Consider the following 21,468-nt stretch of genomic DNA (forward strand, 5'->3'; position numbering starts at 1 on the left):
GTGCTAGGCCTCGACGAGGTAGGGGCGGAGGCGTCGTTCTTCGACCTGGGCGGCGACTCGATCATGTCGATGCTGCTGGTGTCCAAGGCCCGCCGTGCTGGTTTGGCGGTCACCGCCCGGCAGATCTTCGAACAACAAACCCCGGCCGGCCTTGCCGCCGTGGCGGGCGTGATCCAGGACAACGCGCCCATCGGCGAGCCCGGCATCGGCGACGTCCCCCTCACCCCGGTGATGCACGAGCTGCTCGACCGCACCGGCCCCGACCGCATCGGTGAGGCGGCGCTGGCCACGCTCGTCACCACACCCGCCGGCGCCGACCACGCTCTTCTCGACCAGGCGCTGCGGGCCCTGCTGATCCACCACGACATCCTCCGCGCCCGGCTGACGTCGGATGCCGGCGGCTGGCGACTGACGGTTCCCGAGGCGGCAGCACCCGGCACCCTGGTGCACCGGGTCGACGTCTCCGGGCTCGAGGGCGACGACGTGTTCCGCGTCCTGGAAGAGGGAGCGGAAGCGGCGGCGGCCCGCATCGATCCGCACAACGGCGTGATGGTGCGGGCGGTCTGGTTCGACGCCGGCCCTGAGCGCGCCGGCCGCCTCCTGCTGACCATCGCGCATCTTGTGGTCGACACGGTGTCGCTACGGATTCTGTTGCCGGACCTCGCCGAGGCGTACACCGCGCTCGCCGGCGGGCAGGAGGTGGCGCTGCAACCGGTGCCCATCTCGTTCCGGCACTGGGCCCGCGCCCTCGCCGCCGACGACCGCCTGGCCGAGCTGCCCACCTGGACGGCGATGCTGCGCGAGCCCGAACCTCTGCTCACCGACCGGCCCGTGGACCCCGCCCGGGACACCACGGGCAGCACGCGGCGGGTGTCGGTCACGGTGCCGGGCGAGGTCACGTCCGCCCTGCTCACCTCGGTCCCCGCCGCGTTCGCCGCGGGCATCGAGGACGTGTTGCTCACCGGTCTGGCGGTGGCCGTGACCGGGTGGCGCGACGGCGATCCGGCGGGCGGCGTCCTCGTCGACGTGGAGGGTCACGGCCGCGTCGGCGACCTCGACCTGTCGCGGACCGTCGGCTGGTTCACCAGCAGCCACCCCGTGCGCCTCAACGCCGGTCCGTCGCACGGCGGAGATTTGGGCGACGCGATGAAGCGGGTCAAGGAGCAGCTGCGCGCCGTACCCGAAAGCGGTGCGGGTTTCGGGGTTCTTCGCTATCTGAACCCCGCGACCGGGGCGGAGCTGGCCGGTCTCGCGCAGGCCCAGATCGGGTTCAACTACCTCGGCCGGATGCCGGGCGGCAACGCCGAACCTGGCGACGGCGGCCCGGGAGCGCCGCCCGGAACCGAGCCGGCGTGGCAGATCGCGGCCCAGGGCGTCGGCGGCACCGACCGGGACGTGCCGGTCCTGCACCCGATCGAGGTCACCGGCGTGGTCCGCGACGTGCCGGGCGACCCGCAGCTGACGCTCGGCCTGGCCTGGCCCGAGGAGCTCCTGACGGAGGACGCCGCGCGGCGCTTGCTCGAGGCCTGGGCGGCCGCGCTGACCGGCCTCGTCGCGCACACCGAACGGCACGGCGGCGGGCACACTCCGGCCGACTTCCCGCTGGCCCAGGTCACCCAGCACGAGATCGAAAGGTACGAGGCGGCCGCCGCCGCGGACGGGCGCGTGCTCGCCGAGATCTGGCCGCTCTCCCCGCTGCAGGAGGGCATCCTGTTCCACTCGCTCTACGACGAGCAGGCCATGGACGTGTACGTCGAGCAGATGTCCTTCGCCATCGAGGGTGATCTCGACGCCGGCGCACTGCGCGCCGCGTGGCAGAGCGTGCTCGACCGGCACGACAGCCTGCGGGCCGGTTTCCGTGCGCGCGGCGCCGGGCCCCTGCAGACCGTCCTGACCGGCGTGGAGGTCCCGTGGCGAGAGGAGGACCTCAGCGCGCTCGAGGGTGTGGACGCCGAGGCCGAGGCGGACCGGATCGCCCTGCAGGAACAGGAACGACGCTTCGACCTGGCCGTGCCGCCGCTGCTGAGGGTGCTGCTGCTCACGTTCGCGCCCGGCCGGTACCGGATGGTGCTGACCCTGCACCACATCCTGCTCGACGGCTGGTCCCTGCAGATCCTCGTCCAGGAGCTCGGAGCCGCATACGCCGCCAACACGGGTGGCGCCGTCGGCGAGGCCCCGCCCGTGGTCTCCTACCGCGAGTACCTCGCCTGGTTGGCCCGCCAGGACGTCGAGGCGGCCCGCGACGCCTGGCGCGACGCCCTGTCCGGCGCCGAGGAACCGACGCTGGTCGCCCCGCTCGACCACGGCGCGGTCCAGACCTTCCCCGGATCCGTCGTCGCCGAGACCGGACCGGAGCTCGACGCCGCGATCCGCGAGCTGGCCTCGGCTCATGGGTCGACCGTCAACACCGTCGTGCAGGCGGCGTGGGCGGCCGTGCTGGGCGGGCTCACCGGCCGCCGGGACGTCGTCTTCGGCGCCTCGGTCGCCGGCCGCCCGGCCGAGCTGCCCGGCATGGAGTCCATGCTCGGACTGTTCATCAACACCGTCCCGGTCCGGGTCCGCTTCGACCCGCGGCAGACCGTGGCCGAGCTGCTGACCGGCCTGCAGGCCCAGCAGACAGCGCTGCTCGGACACCAGTATCTGAGCCTCAGCGAGATTCAGCGCATCGCCGGACCGGGCGCCCTGTTCGACACCATCATGGCGTTCGAGAGCTTCGGTGCCGGTGCGGCCGGGGGACCACCGGAGCACGACCGGGCACGCGAGGCCCCCGGCGCGGTGCTGATCACCCCGGAGGAGGGCAGGGAGGCCATCAACTATCCGCTGGCCTTGGTCGTGGGCCCGGCCGACGGCCTCAGCATCCGCCTCACCTACCGCACCGACCGGTACGACGAAGCGGGCGCCCGAGCCGTCCTGGACCGGCTGCTGGCCGTGCTCGGCCGGATGGCCGCCGAACCGGACCTGCCCGTCCGCGACCTGGCGCCGCTCGACCCGGCCGACCACGACCGGGTGATCCGCACCTGGAACGAGACCCGGGCGCCGATCCCCGACGCGACCGTACCCGCCCTCATCGCCGCGCAGGCGGCGCGCACACCAGACGCCCCCGCGGCGCGCTGCGGCGACGAGGTCCTCACCTACGCGCAGCTGGTGGGCCGCGCGGACGGCTGGGCGGCCTACCTCGCCGACCTCGGCGCCGCCCCGGAGGAGTGCATCGCCCTGTGCCTGCCGCGCGGCGTCGACATGATCGTGGCCATGCTTGCGGTGTGGAGGACCGGCGCCGCATTCGTGCCGCTGGACCACGCCTATCCCGCTGAGCGCCTCGGCTTCATCGTCGCCGACAGCGGCGCGGCCCTCGTGCTCGGGACCGGCGAGACTCTGGCGGACCTGCCGCTCGGGGACGCCCGGCCGGTCGAGTGGGGCCTCATGCCGCAGGCCGAACCCCCGGCGGTTGACATCGAGCCCGACTCTCTCGCCTACGTCATCTACACGTCGGGTTCGACCGGGATTCCCAAGGGTGTGGCGGTCGCCCATCGCGGCGTGGCGAACCTCGCGTCGGTGATGCGGCCGGTGCTGGGCGGCGGCGTGGTGACGTTGCAGTTCGCCTCGTTCAGCTTCGACGCGTCCATCCTCGACATCGCCGTGACGCTGACCAGCGGCGGCTGCCTCGCGATCGCGTCGGCTGAGGAGCGTACGGACCCGCGGACCCTCGCCGCGATGATCCGCGACACCGGCGTCGAGGCCGCCAGCGTGGTCCCGTCCCTGCTGTCGGTTCTCGACCCGGCGGAGGTGCCGGGCGTGCGCACCTGGGTGCTGGGGGCCGAGCGGCTCTCCGCCGAGCTGGCCGGCCGGTGGACGGAGAGGGCGACGGTGTGGAACACGTACGGCCCCACCGAGGCCACCGTCATCAGCACCGCCGTTCCCGTGCCCAGACAGCCCCGCGTGGCCCCGGCGGTCGGCGCCCCGATCGGGAACGTCCGCGCGTACGTGCTCGACGAGTTCCTCACTCCCGTGGGACCCGGCGTGCCCGGAGAGGTCTACCTCGCCGGGCCGGGACTGGCGCGCGGTTACGTGGGCCGTCCGGGACTGACCTCGGGCGCGTTCGTGGCCAGCCCGTTCCACGAGGGCGAGCGGATGTACCGCTCGGGCGACCTGGTCCGCTGGGATCACGAGGGGAACCTGCACTTCGAGGGCCGCGGCGACGAGCAGGTGAAGATCCGCGGGTTCCGGGTGGAGCCGGGCGAGGTGGAGGCGGTCCTCGCCGGGCACGAGGATGTGTCGCAGGTCGCGGTGGTGCAGCGGGACAGCCATCTCGTGGCGTACGTGGTCGGCAGCGCCGACGGCGAGTCGCTGCGCGAGCTGGCCGCGCGCCGGCTACCGGAGCACATGGTCCCGAGCGCGGTCGTCACGCTCGACGCCCTGCCGCTGACGGTCAACGGCAAGCTCAACCGGGCGGCGTTGCCCGCGCCCGGTACGGCCGGCCGGGCGCCTCGAACCCCGGTCGAGGAGCTGCTCTGCGGCCTGTTCGCCGAGGTGCTGGGCGTCCCCTCGGTGGCCGCCGACCGGTCCTTCTTCGAGCTCGGCGGCGACTCGCTGCTCGCCATGCGCCTGATGGCCCGGATCCGCGCGGTCTTCGACACCGATGTGAGCCTGCGGACGCTCTTCGCCGGGCCGGCCGTGGCCGACATCGCCCGTACGCTCGACGGCGGTGACCAGGCGGAGGGCCTGCTGCTGCCGCTGGCGACCGGCGGCGACCGGCCGCCCCTGTTCTGCGTGCATCCCAGCCTCGGCCTCGCCTCCTGTTATGCCGACCTCGCCCGCCACCTCGAAGGCCGACCGGTCTACGGGTTGCAGGCCCGCGGTTTCCGCGACGGCGAGCGGATGCCGGAGAGCATCGAGGAGATGGCCATGGACTACGTGAGCCAGATCCGTGCGGTGCAGCCGGAAGGGCCGTACCACCTGCTCGGCTGGTCGTTCGGCGGCCTGGTGGCGCACGCCATGGCCACGCGTCTGCGACAGCTCGGTGAGGACGTCGCGTTGCTGGCCGTCGTGGACGGCTACCCGATCACGGCACGGCGCGCCGGGGACGGTGACCGGGAGCGCAACGAGCCGCCGCCGGACGCCGCCCGGGAGCCGGGCCCGAAGGACGGCCCGCGAATGCCCACGGAAATGATGCGAGTGAATGCGAGTCATATCTCGCTGAGCGAACGGTTCACCCCGGCGCCGTTCGACGGAGATCTGCTGCTCTTCGTCGCCGGGCAGGAAAGTCCGGACTCCCTGCTGATCGAGAATGCGCCGGACAGTTGGACGCCCTTCGTGCATGGCACCATCAGATGCGTGAATGTGGCGGCAGCCCACCACGCGATGCTGCAGGGCCACGCGGGCGCCGAGATCGGGCGGATCATTTCCGAGTCAGTGAGGATTGTTCAGGGCGGCCAAGACCTGAGCGGCGAAGGTAAGCCCTGAACAAACCTCAGTCCTGGAGGAGCCATGGAGAACGACGACGTGACCATTTCGGAAAGCCCGCCGCCGATCCGGTCGACGTGGTTGCGCGCGGGCATCGTCATAGCCTCCGTGCTGGCGGTGGCGCTGATCGGTGCCGGTTACCTGATCGGCGCCGGCAGTCGTGGCGACGGTGCCGAACCCAAGGCCGGCGCCGCGCCGGCCGGCGACCTGGCGCAGTACGTGGCCTGCATGCGCCGCAACGGCGTGGCGAACTTCCCGGAGCCCCCACCCGACGGCCGGCTGCGGATCTCGCCGCAGGACGGCATCGACACCAGTTCCCAGACGTTCAAGGACGCCGAAGCGGCCTGCAAGAGCCTGATGCCGAACGTCGGGGCGCAGCAGGTGGGCCCGATTCCGTCGGGGTCGGCGTCGTTCGTCGGCAAGCCGATCGACACCCGGGCGTACGTGTCCTGCATGCGCAAGAACGGCGTGCCCGATTTCCCGGAGCCGGTCAACGGCATGTTCTCGTACGACGCTCGTACGCCGCAGGCTCAGGCCGCCGACAAGATCTGTCGCCAGTACCTGCCGTCCGACGCGCCGAGGCCGGCCCAGTAGACCTGCGCCACCGTCGACAAAAGCGTGCCGGGCCGCATCGAAAGATGCGGCCCGGCGCCTTGTCCAGGCCCGGAGAGTGGTGAAACCGCCGCGAAACCGGGGCTGCCGTAGAACAGGCGTCATGACCGGAACCAACAAGCAGTGGAGGACGACATGATCAGCATGCGCGGACGATTCCGCGTTGCCGCACTGACCGGTTTGACGGCCGTGACGATAGTGCTCGCGAGCGGGTGCGGAAACAGCGATGAGCCGCAGAAGTCGGTCGCCACGATCGGCCCGACGGGCGGCGCCAGCGCCCCGGCCGAGGACTCCGCGCCGGGCAACCGTGGTGGCAACCCGGTGGCCTATGCGAAATGCATGCGGGAGAACGGGGTGGCCAACTTCCCGGACCCCGACAAGAACGGTCAGGTCAGGCTCGACCCCAACAGCGGCGTCGACCAGGACTCGCCCGAGTTCCGCCAGGCACAGGACGCCTGCAAGCAGTACATCGGCAGTGCCGCGAAGGTGAAGGACGACCCGGCGAGCGCGTGGAGCACCGCGGACAAGCTCAAGTACACCGCCTGCATGCGTGAGCACGGCCTGCCGTCGTTCCCGGACCCCGACAAGAACGGCCAGGTCATGCTGCCGCGTAACGTCGACCCCCAGTCCGAGCAGTTCAAGTCCGCCGACGCCGCGTGTGCCCAGTACAAGCCGCAGAACGCGCCGCGCGGTGGCGGTGCCGGTCCCGCCGGTGGTGGGTCATGAGCACGACGCAGACGCCGGTCGAGGGTGTCGGGACCGGCGCGCCCGAGACCAACGGCCGGCGTCCGGTCCGCACCAGGCGCCGGCGCGGTCCGCTGATCCTCGTGGTGGTGCTGTCGCTGGTCGCGGCGGCCACAGTGGCGTACGTGGTGTTCGACCCGTTCGGCAGTCGCCGCACCGACACCACGATCGACAGCGGCAGCGGCACCGCTCTGGCCCAGGTCACCAAGGGCAGCCTGTCCGCGCGCAGCGCCGAGAGCGGCACGCTGGGCTTCGCCGGCACGTACACGCTGTTGAACAAGGTCGCCGGCACGTACACCAAGCTGCCGGCCGTGGGCGACGTGATCAAGAGTGGCAAGGCGCTCTACAAGGTGGACGGCGAGCCGGTCCTGCTGCTCAAGGGCGCGTGGGTGCCGGTCTACCGCAAGCTCGAGTGGGGCGATGAGGGCGCCGACGTCCGGCAGCTCAACCAGGCCCTCGTCGACCTCGGATACGCGTCGTCCGCCAAGCTGGATCGCACCTCCAACGAGTTCGGTTACCAGACCTACAAGGCGCTGCGGAAGCTGCAGGACGCCATCGGCCAGGACAAGACCGGCGAGCTCGACCTCGGCCAGGTCATCTTCGTGCCGGTCGACCGGATCCGGGTCACGGAGGTCAGCGGCAAGGTGGGCGGCGCGGCCACCTCCGGCCAGCAGATGCTCACCGCCTCCTCGACCAACCGGCAGGTCAGCGTCGCGCTGCGGGCGACCCGGCAAAGCAATGTAAAGGTCGGCGACCAGGTCGTGATCACGCTGCCGAGCAACAAGACGACGCCCGGCAAGGTGGCCTCGGTCGGCACGGTGGCCACCAAGGACGACGACGGCAACATCACCGTCCCGGTGCTCATCACGCCCCTCAAGCCGAAGGACACCGGCAACCTCGACAAGGCGCCGGTACAGGTGGCCATCGTGTCCGAGACCGTCAAGAACGTCCTGACCGTGCCCGTGAACGCGCTGCTGGCGCTCGCCGGCGGCGGGTACGCCGTCGAGGTCGTCGACGCGGCCGGCGCCCACCGCCTGGTCGCCGTCAAGACCGGTCTGTTCGACGACGACGCCGGCCGGGTCGAGGTGTCCGGCACGGGCCTCGTCCAGGGCCAGAACGTCGTGGTGCCGGCGTCATGAGCACCGTCACCGGCACCACGCCCGCCGAGCGCGTCACGGACGAACTCGAGACCGAGGCGGTCCTGGAGCTCGACCATGTCAGCAAGGTCTACCCGGGCGAGACGCCCGTGCTCGCGCTCGACGAGGCGAGCTTCACCGTGTGCCGGGGCGAGCTGGTGGCGATCGTCGGCCCGTCCGGCTCCGGCAAGTCGACCCTGCTGCACGTGATGGGCACGCTGGACCGGCCGACGACCGGCGCCATGCGGATCGTCGGCCACGACGTGGCCACGATGTCCGACCGGGATCTCGCGGCCCTGCGCGCCACCCGGATCGGGTTCGTCTTCCAGCAGTTCTTCCTGGCCGAGCACACCTCGGCCCTGGAGAACGTGGCCGACGGCATGTTGTATTCGGGGGTCCGTCGCAACGAGCGGATGGCGGCTGCGGCGGCGGCGCTCAAGCGGGTCGGCCTCGAGCACCGGGGGCATCACCGTCCGCCGCAGCTGTCCGGCGGCGAGCGCCAGCGCGTGGCCATCGCCCGGGCGCTGGTCGGCAACCCGGACATCGTGCTGGCCGACGAGCCGACCGGCAACCTGGACAGCACGTCCGGCGCCGCCATCCTCGACCTCCTGCTGGAGCTCAACGCGGACGGCGCCACCATCGTCATCATCACGCACAACCATGAGATGGCCGAGCAGCTGCCCCGGCGCATCGAGGTCCTCGACGGCCGCATCGTCACCGACGTGCGGACGCCACCGGCCGGCGCCACCGCGAGGCCGGCGACCGCGGGGAAGCCGGACATCAGCGAAGGAAGGCTGTCATGAGCAACAGGGTGGTGCGCCGGATGTCCCCGGCAGACGTGGCCCGGATGGCGAGCGTCGGGCTGCGCACCCGGCGGATGCGGGCGGCCCTGTCCGCGCTGGGCATCGCGATCGGCGTGGCGGCGATGGTCGCCGTGCTCGGCCTGTCCCGGTCGTCGCAGGCCGGCCTGCTCGCCGAGATCGACAAGCTCGGGACGAACCTGCTGGTGGTCACGCCCGGGCAGTCGCTCACCGGCGACACCGCCAAGCTGCCGCTCGAGGCGCCCGGCATGATCTCCCGGGTCGGGCCCGTCCAGTCGGTGGAGAGCACCGGCGTGGTGGACACCCAGGTCTACCGGAGTCCCTACATCCAGAGCTTCAACACCAACGCTCTCATGGTGACGCCGGCCAGCCTCGGTCTGCCGGAGGCGCTGCGGATCGGGATGGCCGAGGGTCGCTACCTGAACGCCGCCACCTCCACCCAACCGGTTGCCGTGCTCGGAGCGGAGGCCGCGCAGCGACTCGGCATCGGGCGGATCTACCCGGGCGAGCGGATCTGGCTGGGCGGGCAGTGGTTCTACGTCGGCGGCATCCTCGACGAGGCCCCGCTCACGCCCCAGATCAACGGATCGGTGTTGATCGGCTATCCGGCCGCGGAGAAGTACCTGAACTTCGACGGTTACCCCACCACCATCTACGTGCGGGCCATCCCCGAGAAGGTCACCGACGTCTTCAACGTGCTCGGCGCCACCGCGAACCCGGAGAACCCGAACGAGGTCCAGGTCACCCAGCCGTCGGCCGCGCTGGTGGCCCGGGCGGCAGCGCAGTCCGCCCTCAACACGCTCTTCCTCGGCCTGGGCGCTGTGGCGCTGCTCGTCGGCGGCGTCGGCGTGGCGAACACGATGGTCATCACGGTGCTCGAACGCCGCTCCGAGATCGGCCTGCGCCGCGCGATCGGTGCCACCAAGGGCCACGTGCGGCTGCAGTTCCTCTCCGAGGCGATGCTGCTGGCCGCCCTCGGCGGCGCGGTGGGTGTGGCCGCCGGCGTGGTCGCGACAGCCGTCTACGTCAGCTTCCGCGACTGGGCCATCGTGATCCCGACGCTCGCCTGGGCCGGCGGCCTCGGCGCGGCGATCCTGATCGGCGCCGTGGCCGGGCTGTTGCCGGCGCTGCGCGCGGCCCGCATGCAACCCACCGAGGCGTTGCGCACCATCTGACGGCGCCTTCATCGACGGTACGCGGGCAGCCGACGTGAGCCCGCGTACCGCACGACCCAGGAACACCCGGAGGATTCATGTCCCGTCGCCTTCAATCCGTGGTCCTCGTGGGACTCGCCGGGATCGTCCTGCTCGCCGCCGGCTGCACCTCCGGGTCGCCGTCCGGGCACCGCCTCTCCCCGGCGCCGTCCGGCACACCGACCCGCACCGGTCCCGACGTGTACGCCGCCTGCATGCGCGGGCACGGCGTGGCCGAGTTCCCCGATCCCGGACCCAGCGGCCTGCTGTACATCGGCCCGCACGACACCTTCGACACCGACAGCCCCGGGTACCTCGCCGCGTACGAGGCCTGTCAGCACCTTGCCTGAGCCCTCATGCTCCGGCCGGCGGATCGCGGGTACCCCCGTTCCCCGCCGTCCGCGCCGGAAGGAGCCGGTTGGGCCGGAGCGCGCCCGGCCCAACCGGCGCTTTGCCATTGTCCGTCGCCGATGCAATGACGCGGACGGTTGGACGCGTCGTTGACGCCCTTCCAGGCGCCGCAATAGCGTCCTGGCAGCGTCATTCCCTCGCCGGGGAAAGGCGATCCGAAGCCGGCGTCGTCCGGCGAGCTGCTGGCGACAATGGTGAGGCGGGGGTCGGCATGGCATTGGCGAAGGTCAACGGGATCACGCTCGGGTACGACGACTACGGCGACGGGGATCCCGTGGTCCTGGTGACCGGCACCGGCGCGCCCGGCCGCATCTGGCGTACCCACCAGGTGCCCGCACTGCGAGGCGCCGGGCACCGGGTGATCACGGTGGACAACCGGGGCATCCCGCCGACCGACGCCGGCCCGGGCGACTTCACCCTCGGCGACCTGGTCGCCGACGTGGCCGCGCTGATCGAGCACCTCGATGTGGGGCCGTGCCGGATCGTCGGCTTCTCGCTTGGCGCCGTGATCGTGCAGGAGTTGCTCGTGGCCCGCCCCGACCTGGTCCGGGAGGCGGTGCTGATGGCCACCAAGGCACGCACCGACACCTTCGGCGCCGCCGTCACGGCCGGCGACATCGAGCTCGCCGAGAGCGGCGTCACGCTCCCGCCCCGGTACGCGGCCGTGGTCACCGCCATGCAGAACCTGTCCGCCCGTACCCTCGGCGACCATGAGCGGATGCGCGACTGGCTCGACATCCTGGAGATCTCCGCGGTCAGCCCGGCCTCCATCCGGCCCCAGCTGGGGCTCCAGCTGATCGCGGACCGCCGGGCCGCGTACCGCCGGATCGACCGCCCGTGCCTCGTGATCGGCTTTGCCGACGACCTGGTCACCCGGCCGCAGCTCTGCCGGGAGGTGGCCGAGGCCATTCCCGGCGCGGTCTACCACGAGATCGACGGTTGCGGCCACTTCGGCTACCTCGAACGGCCGGCCGAGGTCAACGCCGCCATCATCGGCTTCTTCCGCCGTGACGCCGCGGAGCCGGTCACGCTCGGCGCCACGTCGGCCACCTGACGTCCTGCCGCGAGGTGCCGGGGGAGTCCGGTGCCGCCTGACCCGCCGGCGGCGGGCAGGATGGGGATCGTGTCGGCGGGTGTGTCGTCCCGGCCGGCGCCGCATGTGCTGGAAGCGGTGCTGGAGCGGTTGACGTTCGTGAACGAGGAGACCGGTTACACGGTGGCCCGGGTGGCGACCGGCCGCGGGTCGGACCTGGTGACCGTGGTGGGGTCGCTGCTGGGCGCGCAGCCGGGGGAGAGCCTGCGGCTGCGCGGCTGGTGGTCGTCACACCCGCAGTACGGGCGGCAGTTCGAGGTGGTCTCGTACACGACCGTGCTGCCCGCGACGATCCAGGGCATCCGCCGCTACCTCGGCTCCGGACTGGTCAAGGGAATCGGGCCGGTGTTCGCCGAGCGGATCGTCGAGCACTTCGGCCTCGAGACGTTGCGGGTGATCGAGGAGGAGCCGGCCCGGCTGGTCGAGGTGCCGGGGCTCGGGCCCAAGCGTACGGCGAAGATCACCGCAGCCTGGCAGGAGCAGAAGGCGATCAAGGAGGTGATGGTCTTCCTGCAGGGCGTCGGGGTGTCGACGTCGATCGCGGTGCGGATCTACAAGAAGTACGCCGAGAAGTCCATCGACGTCGTGCGGGCGGAGCCGTACCGGCTGGCGGCGGAGGTCTGGGGGATCGGGTTCAAGACCGCCGACACGATCGCGCAGGCGGTCGGGATCCCCCATGACAGTCCGGAACGGGTCAAGGCGGGTTTGCAGTACACGTTGTCGCAGGCCACCGACAACGGTCATTGTTACCTGCCCGCCGATCAGCTGGTCGCCGAGGCGACGAAGATCCTCGAGGTGCCGGCCGCGTTGGCGGGCCGCTGCCTGGACGACCTGGTCGCCGAGGAGGGGGTCGTCCGGGAGGACCTGCCTAGTGCGGACGGGCCGGTGGCGGCGATCTACCTGGTGCCGTTCCATCGGGCGGAGACGTCGCTGGCGACCTCCCTGCTGACGCTGCTGCGGGCGCCGGCCGACCGGATGCCGGCGTTCGCCGGTGTGGACTGGTCCAAGGCGCTGGCCTGGTTGAAGGCGCGCACCGGCACGGAGCTGGCGGTGGAGCAGGAGCAGGCGGTGGCGCTCGCGTTGACAGCGAAGGTTGCGGTGCTGACCGGCGGACCCGGGTGCGGCAAGAGTTTCACGGTCCGGTCGATCGTGGAGCTGGCGGCCGCCAAGCGCGCGAAGATCCTGCTGGTCGCGCCGACCGGGCGGGCGGCGAAGAGGCTCGCGGAGCTGACCGGTCAGCCGGCCGCGACCGTGCACCGGCTCCTCAAGCTGCAGCCCGGCGGTGAGGCGGGCTACGACCGGGACAACCCCTTGGACGTGGACCTGCTGGTCGTCGACGAGGCGTCGATGCTGGACCTGATCCTGGCCAACAAGCTGGTCAAGGCGGTTCCGCCCGGTGCGCATCTGGTGCTGGTGGGCGACGTCGACCAGCTTCCCTCGGTGGGGGCCGGCGAGGTTCTGCGGGACCTGCTCGCCGCGGAGACCATGCCGCGGGTCCGGTTGACGCGGGTGTTCCGGCAGGCCGCCGACTCCGGGGTGGTGAGCAACGCCCACCGGATCAACGCCGGCCGGTCGCCGGTGCTGCAGGGCATGCGCGACTTCTTCCTGTTCCCGTGCGAGGACACCGAGGCCGCCGCTGCGCTGACCGTCGAGGTCGCCTGTGCCCGCGTACCGAAGAAGTTCGGCCTCGATCCGCGCCGCGACGTGCAGGTCCTGGCCCCGATGCACCGCGGCCCGGCCGGCGCGGGCGCCCTGAACGTCCTGTTGCAACAGCAGCTCACGCCCGCCCGGGAGGGTGCGCCGGAACGGCGAGCCGGTGGACGGGTGTTCCGGGTCGGCGACAAGGTCACGCAGATCCGCAACAACTACGACAAGGGCCAGGCCGGCGTGTTCAACGGCACGGTCGGCGTGGTCACCGCCCTGGACCCCGACGAGCAGACCCTCACGGTACGCACCGACGAGGACGAGTCCATCGAGTACGACTTCGACGAGCTCGACGAGCTGGCCCACGCGTACGCGATGACGATCCACCGTTCCCAGGGGTCCGAGTATCCCGCCGTGGTCATCCCGCTGACGACCAGCGCCTGGATGATGCTGCAACGCAACCTGCTCTACACCGCCGTCACCCGCGCGAAGAAGCTTGTCGTACTTGTCGGCTCGCGCCGCGCCCTCGCCGCCGCCGTCCGCACCGTCGGCGCCGGCCGCCGCCACACCGCCCTCACCCACCGCCTCACCACCTGAGGAGCTGGCGATGTCGGACTTAGCCGGGAAATCGCAGGCATCCCGGGCTAGGGGTTAGGGGTCGGTGCCGGACCGTAGGACAGGGGTTACCTTCCGCATTCGGCCGGTGCTAGTTTTCATTCCGGCAAACCGGCTATCTATACCCGGCACGCGAGATGTCAAACACTCCGCGCGAACATTTGCCAAACATGGGGGATTGAGAGTCATGGCGAAGATCTGATCGGATCGGTTGATCCGCCTCGCCGTCGCTGCGCACGGGAAGTCGGCGTCCAGCCGCCCGTCCACGCAGGACGAAGCGCCGCCCCGGTGGGCCGAGCCGGGTGCGCCCGGTTTCCTGTCGGCCACTTCCGACCCGGGTGTCCTTTGCGCGCCGGGTCGGCTACTACCTTCTCGCTCAGCCGGTCGGCGGGAGACACCCTTCCGAACGCCGGCGTGCGACCCCGGGACTCGCGGCCCCTGCATCGGCCGCGGAGGAGCGATACGGCGGCGCGATCCGCCCGAGCGGCCTGACGCGACGGCCGTGTCCCACGTCCCCGACTGATGCCTGGCCTCGCTTTGCGTCGCGCGGACGCCGATCCGGTGTGCGCGTCACGAGCTGAAGGAGTTCCGTTGACACCCGAAGAAGAGGACATCAACCGACAGCCGATCATGATCATAGAGGTCAGCTCACTGGAGCTGAGCGGGTCACCCCGGCTCGCCGGCGCCGACCCCGACCACGTCGAGGCGATGGTCGCGGCGGAGGCCGACCTGCCCCCGATCGTGGTGCACCGCCCGACGATGCGGGTCATCGACGGCATTCACCGGGTTCAGGCCGCCATCCGGCGCGGCGAGTCGACGATCGCCGCACGGTTCTTCGACGGACCAGAGGCCGAGGCCTTCGTCCTGTCGGTGTGGCTCAACGTCGCCCACGGTCTGCCGCTCGCCCTCGCCGACCGTAAGCGGGCGGCGGAACGTATCGCCGTCTCGCACCCGCAGTGGTCGGACCGCCGGGTGGCCGCGGTGACCGGGGTGTCGCCCGGAACGGTGGCCGACATCCGTCGCCGGGTCGCCGGGGCAGCCGGGCCCGGTGCCAGCCGGATCGGGCAGGACGGCCGGGTGCGCCCCCTGGACTGCAGCGCGGGCCGCCGGCTCGCCGGGCAGCTGATGACCGAGAATCCGAACCTGTCGCTGCGACAGGTCGCGAAGGCGGCGGCGATCTCTCCGGAGACAGCCCGCGACGTCCGTAACCGGCTGCTCGCCGGTCTCGACCTCGTGCCGGCCAGGCGTGGCCAGGGCGCTGCACCGGCCCAGGCGGCACGCAGGGAACGCCGGCCGTTGAACGTCGTCCGCACCACCGACCGCCCGGAGCTCGTGACCGACCGTGTCGCGGTCGTCAACCGGCTCATCGGCGACCCGGCGCTGCGGTACACGGACACCGGCCGCAACCTGCTCCGGCTCCTCAGCCTGCACACCCGCTGGACCGAGGAATGGGACAGCATCGTCACCAACGTTCCCCCGCACTGCACCGACGTGGTGGCCGACCTGGCGCGGCAGTTCGCCGACCTGTGGGCCGACTTCGCCACCCGCGTCGACCCGGGCCGGCGCGTCGCCGGCTGACGGTGTCGCACGTGCCAGCGAAAGGAGCATCGTGATGGACATCCAGACGATCGACCACCTTGAGCTTTACGTCCACGATGCCGAGGAGGCCGCGACACGGTTCCGTGACGGGTGGGGATTCACCGTGCACGGTCGCGGTGGACCGGACACGGCATTACGGGACTGCCGATCGGTGCTGCTGCGTCAGCACCGCGTCGCCCTGCTGGTGACCGAGCCGATCGCGGCCCGGCACCGTGGACACGAGTACCTCCAACGGCACGGCGAAGGCGTCGCGGTCGTGGGACTGAGCGTCGCCGACGCCGGTGCGGCCTTCGCCGAGGCGGTCGAGCGGGGCGCGGAGCCACTCGCCCCGCCGGTGACCGTCGGACCGGCGGGCGGTGAGGTGACGTTCGCCTCGGTGAAGGGCTTCGGGGACGTCGAGCACCGGTTCGCCTCCCGGCGCCGGCCCGACGGGCCGTTCGCGCCCGGCGTCATCGCCGAGGAGCCCGAGCCGGCCGCCGGCCCGGGCCTCCTGCGAGCCATCGACCACCTGGCGGTCTGCGTGCCCGCGGGCGAGCTAAAAGATACGGTACGCCGGTACCGGGAGGTGTTCGCCCTCGACCAGACCTTCGAGGAGCGCATCATCGTCGGCTCGCAGGCGATGGAGTCGAAGGTGGTACAGAGCCGTACCGGTGGGGTCACCTTCACGATCATCGAACCCGACACCCGCCTCGCCCCCGGGCAGATCGACATGTTCCTCAGGAACCACGACGGGGCAGGGGTGCAGCACGTCGCCTTCCTGACCGAGGACATCCGGGCCGGCGTACGCGACTGCGCCGAGCGCGGCATCGCCTTCCTGCGGACCCCGGCAAGCTACTACGACGCTCTTCCTGACCGGCTGGGCCCGCTGGGCATCCCGGTGAAACAGCTCCAGGAGCTCAATATCCTCGCGGACCGCGACCGAACCGGCGTCCTGCTGCAGATCTTCACGACGTCCCGGCACCCGCGGAGCACACTGTTCTACGAGCTGATCGAACGCCGTGGCGCCCTGACCTTCGGTAGCAACAACATCAAGGCGCTGTATGAGGCCGTCGAACGGCAGCAGGTCGCGGACCGGGCTCTGTGAGCCGTTGCCCGGTAGGAACAACCGGTGTGTCTGTTCAGCGCCCGACGTGGACTGCTCGTGCCCGTTCAACCGGTGGAAAGCGGCGGTTGGACGGCAATCTCCGTGGCGGGAGACCACGATCGCGTCCGCCCCCCGTTCGACCGCCTGCACGGCGTCCTCCGGCGGCGCCGGCCGCCCACCGAGCGCATCAACGCGGTCGCCGGTAGACCACCGCGCCGTACGGTTCACCGAGGCGGTGGTCCCGATGCCAGTGCCGCCGGCGACGAAGTCCCAGACTTCGGCCGGGGGGATAGCGGCGACGGCGCGCTCGGACTCGCCGCGGTAACCGAGGGCCTGCCCCGGCGTGCCCGGCCGCGGGCTGGACGATCTCGGCGCTGCCGACGACTGCCGCCCGCAAGGACGCCTCGGCGCTGCCGGCCACTGCCGCGCGCATGGTCGCCTCGGCGTTGCCGGCCACTGCCGACCGGAGAATCCCTTCGGCGTCGTCCTGCGCACCGACGGCGGCCCTGAGGGCCGGATGGTGGAGGCGATCGTTGCTTTCCCGCGGGCGGTCCCGCTGGGCCCGCTGCTCGGGCCCGAGCTCGGCCAGCGCGTCGACGGCTTGGTCGGCATCGGCGTGATCGCGCCGCGTCACCGCGCGGCGCTCGGACTGGTCAGCGGATCCGCCGGTTCCCATCACCGTGAATACGCCCTGGTCCACCCGGGTGAATGCCGCCCGCTGGAGTCTTTCGGCCGAGATCTTCGTGCATTCGATCGAGATCGGTTCTTGCGGTCGATCTTCTCTGCTTCCTGCATTGACGCTTCCGTATCCGGTAAGGCGGAGTCCCCCGGACTGTATGGCGCGCCTCGGGCTTCTGGGCGAATTGCGGTTGGACATGGTGCGGATGCATTCCACATCCATTCGAGGCGGAGCGCCGGAGCTGCATCCTGACGCGAATGGATCGTGGTGACCGGACGACCGCCGGGTCCCTGGTGCTGATGGCGCGTAATGATCCCCGCGTGGCGTGCATCACCCTAGACACTGCGCTTCCGCCGGTGGGCTCCGGGAAGCGTTGACCCTCGCCACTTGCACAGGCGCCGACCGCGGAGCCGGTGGCCCGGCGTACTGGCGCTCCGATCGTGACGGCTGGTCGGCCCGCGCCGGCAGAGCGGCCCTGAACTGGCACTTCCCGTACCTCATGGCCGCGCGACCGGCCGCCTCGCCGGACAAAGGGAGTACCTGGCCCCCGCACAGCGGCCGGTGATCCCGGGTCGTGTGCGGTCGGCCGCGTCGGTGTGGTGCGTGACCTTCACCCAGGCTTCCCGGCTTGCTCAGCGCGGTTAAGCAGGTGGGAACCGATGTGACCGATCAGGCGACGGGCCGGCCGGAATATCACACCGCTTGATACGGCGGTCTGCATTGTCGGATCCTTTTACCGGGGGAACTTCTGACCTTTCCCCGATCCCGCCCGGAAAAGGGCTCCTGACCTGCGGTCGGGTCTGGATGTCCGATCAGATGCCCGGTTCCTCCGTTCGCCCGGCCCCGGTAAGGTTTAACACGGGCGCAGTGGAATTGCTTGGTGCGGGGGTCACTGTGGCACTGGGGGAGCGCAGATCCGAATTGGTTTTGTTCGAGGAAGCTTACGCGGCGTCGACCCGTAGTCAGGGTGCGGTGCTGTTCGTGAGCGGCCCGGTGGGCACCGGGAAGACGGCTCTGATGCAGGAGATGGCCGCCCACGCGGGACGCCAGGGCGGCCCCTTCTTCCTGGTCACCGCCTCAGCCGGGGAGCGGGCGCGTCCGTTCGGCGTGCTCGACCGACTGATACACGGGATGTGCGCCGCCGGCATGACGCCACCCTTCCCGGACGGCAGGCCGCATCCGGACCGCGACTTCTTCGCGATGATGGATCGGATCGGTGCCGTGATCCAGGATTTCGCCCGCGGGCGGCCGGTCGTCATCGGCATCGACGACATCCACTTCGCCGACGAGCAGTCGCTGCGCTGCCTCAGCTACGTCATCCGCAGGATCGAACAGTCCCGGGTGGTCATCGTCCTCAACGAGTGCACGTCCTACGAGCGGGAGACGGCGGACCTGCGGGCCGAGATGCTGCACCTGCCGTACTGCCACCGGATCCGGCTCGCGGCGCTGACCCAGGCCGGTATCGCGGAGCACCTGACCCGGCACTTCGGAGCCGTACCCGACGCCGCGTCCGTACGCTTCTACTCCGAGGTGAGCGGCGGAAACCCGCTGCTGCTGCACGCCCTGATCGACGACCGGATCGCCGTGCCGGAACCGGCCGACGGCGAGCCCGGGTCCAGCTTCCGGCAGGCCGTGCTGCGCATCCTGCACCGATGTTCGCCCGTGACCGCCGCGGTCGCCCGATCCGTAGCGGTCCTCGGCGACTACGCCGCACCGGCGCTGATCGCCGAGCTCGTCGGCGCGGACATCGCCGTGGTCCGGGCCGGCATGCGGGACCTGCATGAGATCGGCCTCCGGGACGCCGAGGCAGCCGAGGGCTTCCGGCACGGCCACATCCGATCGGCAATGCTCTCCAGTGTTCCCTCGGCGGACCTGTCCACCTTGCACGGTCGTGCGGCCGAAGTGCTGCACGCGAGCGGGGCGCCGGCGATCGCCGTGGCGGAGCATCTGATCGCGGCCCAGGACGGGGGCAAGGCCGCCTGGCGGGTCACCATCCTCTGCGAGGCGGCGCGCGAGGCGATGGCGGCCGGCGACGTCGAAAGCGCGGGGAAAAGCCTGCGGTACGCCGTCGAATCGAGTGGGGAGGAGACGCAACGAGCTCAGGCCGCCGTGCTGGCGGCCGACGCGCAGTGGCACGCCGATCCCAGCCGCGCCGTGCGACGGCTGCACGGGCTCCGCCGCGACGCGCTCGCCGGGCTGCTCACCGGCCCGGACATCCTGGTGGTGGTGAACCAGTTGCTCTGGTGGGGCGAGTTCGGTGAGGCCGACGAGCTGATGCGGCTCTCCGGTCTGGAAGGCGGTGGAGGCTCGAGCCTCGCCCAGCTCTGGACGTTGTTCCGCCGGACGTGGCCGGGCTCGGCCACCCTCGAGGAACCCGGGCGGCCCACCCATGCCGTGCCCGCCCTCACACACCCGCTCCACCCCGACCACCTTCGCCGCTCTTCCGAACCCCTCCAACAGCCGCCGCTGGCCCAATCCGGCCCGATGGCCGCGGTCACCTACCTCAGCTCGGCGGCGACCTCGGCGTACGACGCCATGACGCCCGGCCGGGCCGACCAGATGCTGTCGGCCATCCGCGCCGGAACCCCGCTCACCCCCGCCCTGTACGCCCTCGTCGTCCTCGTGCAGACCGGCCAGTTGGACGAAGCCGCCGCCTGGTGTGACCGGTTGCTGAAAGAGGACTGGATCGGACGGGTACCCATGCGCCGGGTGATGATCGGCACGATCCAGTCGGTGGCGGCGCTGCGCAGCGGTGACAGCGAGACCTCCCTGCGCGGGATCCGCGAGGTGCTCGACGTCGTGCCACCGCCGGCGTGGGGCGTGGCGGCCGGACTGCCTTTGTCGGTCGCGGTCCGGGCCGCCACCGACCTCGGCGATGCGCAGTCGGCCCGCTCGCATCTTGCCGCGCCGGTGCCGCCGGTCATGTTCGACACTCCCTTCGGACTGCCCTACCTGCAGGCCCTCGGGCGGTATCACCTCGCGATGGGCCATCGGCAGAGCGCGCTGGCGCACTTCCGGTCGTGCACCGAACTTCTGATCAAGTGGGGGGTCGAACCGGCCGGGATCCAGGCCGCGATCGACTGGCACCATCGGACCGCTGCCCCGACCGGCCCCGAAGTCGCCCGGCCGCCTGCCGATCGCGGGGAAGACGCATCTGCTGCCGCCGAGGCGGAACCGCCCTGGGAAGGCCCGTCCCAGGAACCGGCAGGCCCGCCGGAGAGCGTCAGGCTCACCGATGCCGAGCAACGGGTCGCCGCGCTCGCCGCCGCCGGCAACACCAACCGTCAGATCGCCGAAAGCCTCTTCATCACCGTCAGTACGGTCGAGCAACATCTCACCAAGATCTACCGCAAGCTCAATGTGCGAAGCCGCTCCGGATTGCGGCGCTTCCAGCCTTGAGAACCCTGCGAACAATAGTATTCCACGCGCCTTCGCGGCAGCGGACATTGAGCGGTTGGACGAAACTTGACGGCGCTGATCTCCCCTTCCTACGGTCGCTGTGACAGGTTGACACGCAATTCGAGGGAGCGTTCACGATGTCCACATGGTCGGTCAAGAACCAGGTGCGCAGTAAGGGTCGCATGTGGGGATGGATGTACCGATGACGATCACTTTGGAACGCCCCGCGGAATCCGTTGCCGAGGTGGCCCTGCCCGCTATTTCGCGAATGGTGGGTGTGGGCACGGCTACGACCGGGACGACCGTCTCTCAGGCCGAGCTGCTCGACCTCTTCGGGATCGGTGACCCGAAGGTCCGGTCGGTGTTTCTCAACAGCGCGATCGACCGGCGCAGCCTCACCCTGCCGGCAGTCGACGCCGAGGGCCGGCGCCGTCCGGAGCCGCAGGGTGTGTTGTTGGACAAGCACAAGCGCCTGGCTGTGGAGATGGGCGCTCAGGCGTTGCAGGTGTGCCTCAAGAACGCGGGTGCGTCGTTGTCGGATCTGCGGCATCTGTGCTGTGTGACGTCGACGGGTTTCCTCACCCCTGGTCTGAGTGCGTTGCTGATCCGCGAGTTGGGTATCGACCCGCATTGCAGTCGTTCGGACATTGTCGGTATGGGGTGTAACGCCGGGCTGAATGCTCTGAACGTGGTGGCGGGCTGGTCCGCGGCGCACCCGGGTGAGCTCGGGGTGGTGTTGTGCGCCGAGGCCTGTTCGGCGGCGTATGCCCTTGACGGGTCGATGCGGACCGCCGTCGTCAACAGTCTGTTCGGTGATGGTGCGGCTGTCCTGGCGTTGGTCAGCGACGGGGCGTCGGGTGGGGCGCGGCCGGGTCCGCGGATCCTGAAGTTCGCCAGCCTGTTGATCACGGATGCGATCGAGGCGATGCGGTACGACTGGGACAGTGACCTGGATCGGTTCAGTTTCTTCCTGGACCC

General features: G+C 71.0%; 13 protein-coding genes and 1 pseudogene. 13 read left to right on the plus strand and 1 reads right to left on the minus strand.

The window, feature by feature from the left end:
• From AB0J80_RS37605 to hppD, 11 genes are all read left to right on the plus strand, one after another.
• Positions 1-5,460, plus strand: a 5,460-nt coding sequence (locus AB0J80_RS37605; RefSeq protein ID WP_364714520.1) for an amino acid adenylation domain-containing protein, incomplete at its 5' end; no start/stop codon positions are given.
• 24 nt (positions 5,461-5,484) lie between these two features.
• Positions 5,485-6,054, plus strand: coding sequence for a hypothetical protein (locus AB0J80_RS37610; protein WP_364714522.1), 570 nt, complete (start codon positions 5,485-5,487; stop codon positions 6,052-6,054).
• A gap of 207 nt (positions 6,055-6,261) precedes the next feature.
• Positions 6,262-6,798 (plus strand): hypothetical protein, encoded by a 537-nt coding sequence (locus AB0J80_RS37615; RefSeq protein ID WP_364714523.1) that lies wholly within the window; start codon positions 6,262-6,264, stop codon positions 6,796-6,798.
• Positions 6,795-7,955 (plus strand): peptidoglycan-binding protein, encoded by a 1,161-nt coding sequence (locus AB0J80_RS37620; RefSeq protein ID WP_364714525.1) that lies wholly within the window; start codon positions 6,795-6,797, stop codon positions 7,953-7,955. Before AB0J80_RS37615 ends, AB0J80_RS37620 begins: the two co-directional genes overlap by 4 nt.
• Positions 7,952-8,755: an ABC transporter ATP-binding protein gene (locus AB0J80_RS37625; RefSeq protein WP_364714526.1), complete on the plus strand. Its 804-nt coding sequence runs from the start codon at positions 7,952-7,954 to the stop codon at positions 8,753-8,755. The genes AB0J80_RS37620 and AB0J80_RS37625 overlap by 4 nt, the downstream gene beginning before the upstream one ends.
• Positions 8,752-9,948, plus strand: coding sequence for an ABC transporter permease (locus AB0J80_RS37630; RefSeq protein ID WP_364714528.1), 1,197 nt, complete (start codon positions 8,752-8,754; stop codon positions 9,946-9,948). The genes AB0J80_RS37625 and AB0J80_RS37630 overlap by 4 nt, the downstream gene beginning before the upstream one ends.
• Before the next feature lie 98 nt (positions 9,949-10,046).
• Positions 10,047-10,316 carry a hypothetical protein gene (locus AB0J80_RS37635; protein WP_364714530.1) on the plus strand — a complete coding sequence of 90 codons (270 nt, stop codon included), beginning with the start codon at positions 10,047-10,049 and terminating at the stop codon, positions 10,314-10,316.
• 272 nt (positions 10,317-10,588) lie between these two features.
• Entirely contained in the window at positions 10,589-11,431 is an 843-nt protein-coding gene (locus tag AB0J80_RS37640; protein ID WP_364714531.1) for an alpha/beta fold hydrolase, read from the plus strand.
• Between the two features lie 60 nt (positions 11,432-11,491).
• Positions 11,492-13,711 (plus strand): ATP-dependent RecD-like DNA helicase, encoded by a 2,220-nt coding sequence (locus AB0J80_RS37645; protein ID WP_364714533.1) that lies wholly within the window; start codon positions 11,492-11,494, stop codon positions 13,709-13,711.
• 609 nt (positions 13,712-14,320) lie between these two features.
• Entirely contained in the window at positions 14,321-15,307 is a 987-nt protein-coding gene (locus tag AB0J80_RS37650) for a ParB/RepB/Spo0J family partition protein (RefSeq protein ID WP_364714535.1), read from the plus strand.
• Positions 15,308-15,341: 34 nt separating this feature from the next.
• On the plus strand, positions 15,342-16,412 hold the full coding sequence (hppD, locus tag AB0J80_RS37655; RefSeq protein ID WP_364714536.1) for a 4-hydroxyphenylpyruvate dioxygenase: 1,071 nt from the start codon (positions 15,342-15,344) through the stop codon (positions 16,410-16,412).
• Positions 16,413-16,599: 187 nt separating this feature from the next.
• Here the strand turns inward: hppD and AB0J80_RS37660 are convergent, their stop codons facing one another.
• On the minus strand, positions 16,600-17,289 hold the full coding sequence (locus AB0J80_RS37660; RefSeq protein ID WP_364714537.1) for a hypothetical protein: 690 nt from the start codon (positions 17,287-17,289) through the stop codon (positions 16,600-16,602).
• A gap of 669 nt (positions 17,290-17,958) precedes the next feature.
• Between AB0J80_RS37660 and AB0J80_RS37665 the strand changes: the two genes are divergently transcribed.
• Together AB0J80_RS37665 and AB0J80_RS37670 are read left to right on the plus strand one after the other, a co-directional pair.
• A complete protein-coding gene (locus tag AB0J80_RS37665) occupies positions 17,959-20,490 on the plus strand; it encodes an AAA family ATPase (protein ID WP_364714538.1) in 2,532 nt (843 codons plus the stop codon).
• A 202-nt stretch (positions 20,491-20,692) separates the two neighbouring features.
• Positions 20,693-21,468: pseudogene (locus AB0J80_RS37670) on the plus strand (hypothetical protein); the annotation flags it as partial.

It is taken from the genome of Actinoplanes sp. NPDC049548, assembly GCF_040676695.1.
Classification (GTDB): Bacteria; Actinomycetota; Actinomycetes; order Mycobacteriales; family Micromonosporaceae; genus Actinoplanes.

Coding starts and splice junctions, on each gene's coding strand:
- AB0J80_RS37660 (WP_364714537.1), bottom strand. CDS start 17,289: ATGTCCAACCGCAATTCGCCCAGAAGCCCGAGGCGCGCCATACAGTCC.
- AB0J80_RS37630 (WP_364714528.1), top strand. CDS start 8,752: ATGAGCAACAGGGTGGTGCGCCGGATGTCCCCGGCAGACGTGGCCCGG.
- AB0J80_RS37625 (WP_364714526.1), top strand. CDS start 7,952: ATGAGCACCGTCACCGGCACCACGCCCGCCGAGCGCGTCACGGACGAA.
- AB0J80_RS37620 (WP_364714525.1), top strand. CDS start 6,795: ATGAGCACGACGCAGACGCCGGTCGAGGGTGTCGGGACCGGCGCGCCC.
- AB0J80_RS37610 (WP_364714522.1), top strand. CDS start 5,485: ATGGAGAACGACGACGTGACCATTTCGGAAAGCCCGCCGCCGATCCGG.
- AB0J80_RS37645 (WP_364714533.1), top strand. CDS start 11,492: ATGGGGATCGTGTCGGCGGGTGTGTCGTCCCGGCCGGCGCCGCATGTG.
- AB0J80_RS37640 (WP_364714531.1), top strand. CDS start 10,589: ATGGCATTGGCGAAGGTCAACGGGATCACGCTCGGGTACGACGACTAC.
- hppD (WP_364714536.1), top strand. CDS start 15,342: ATGGACATCCAGACGATCGACCACCTTGAGCTTTACGTCCACGATGCC.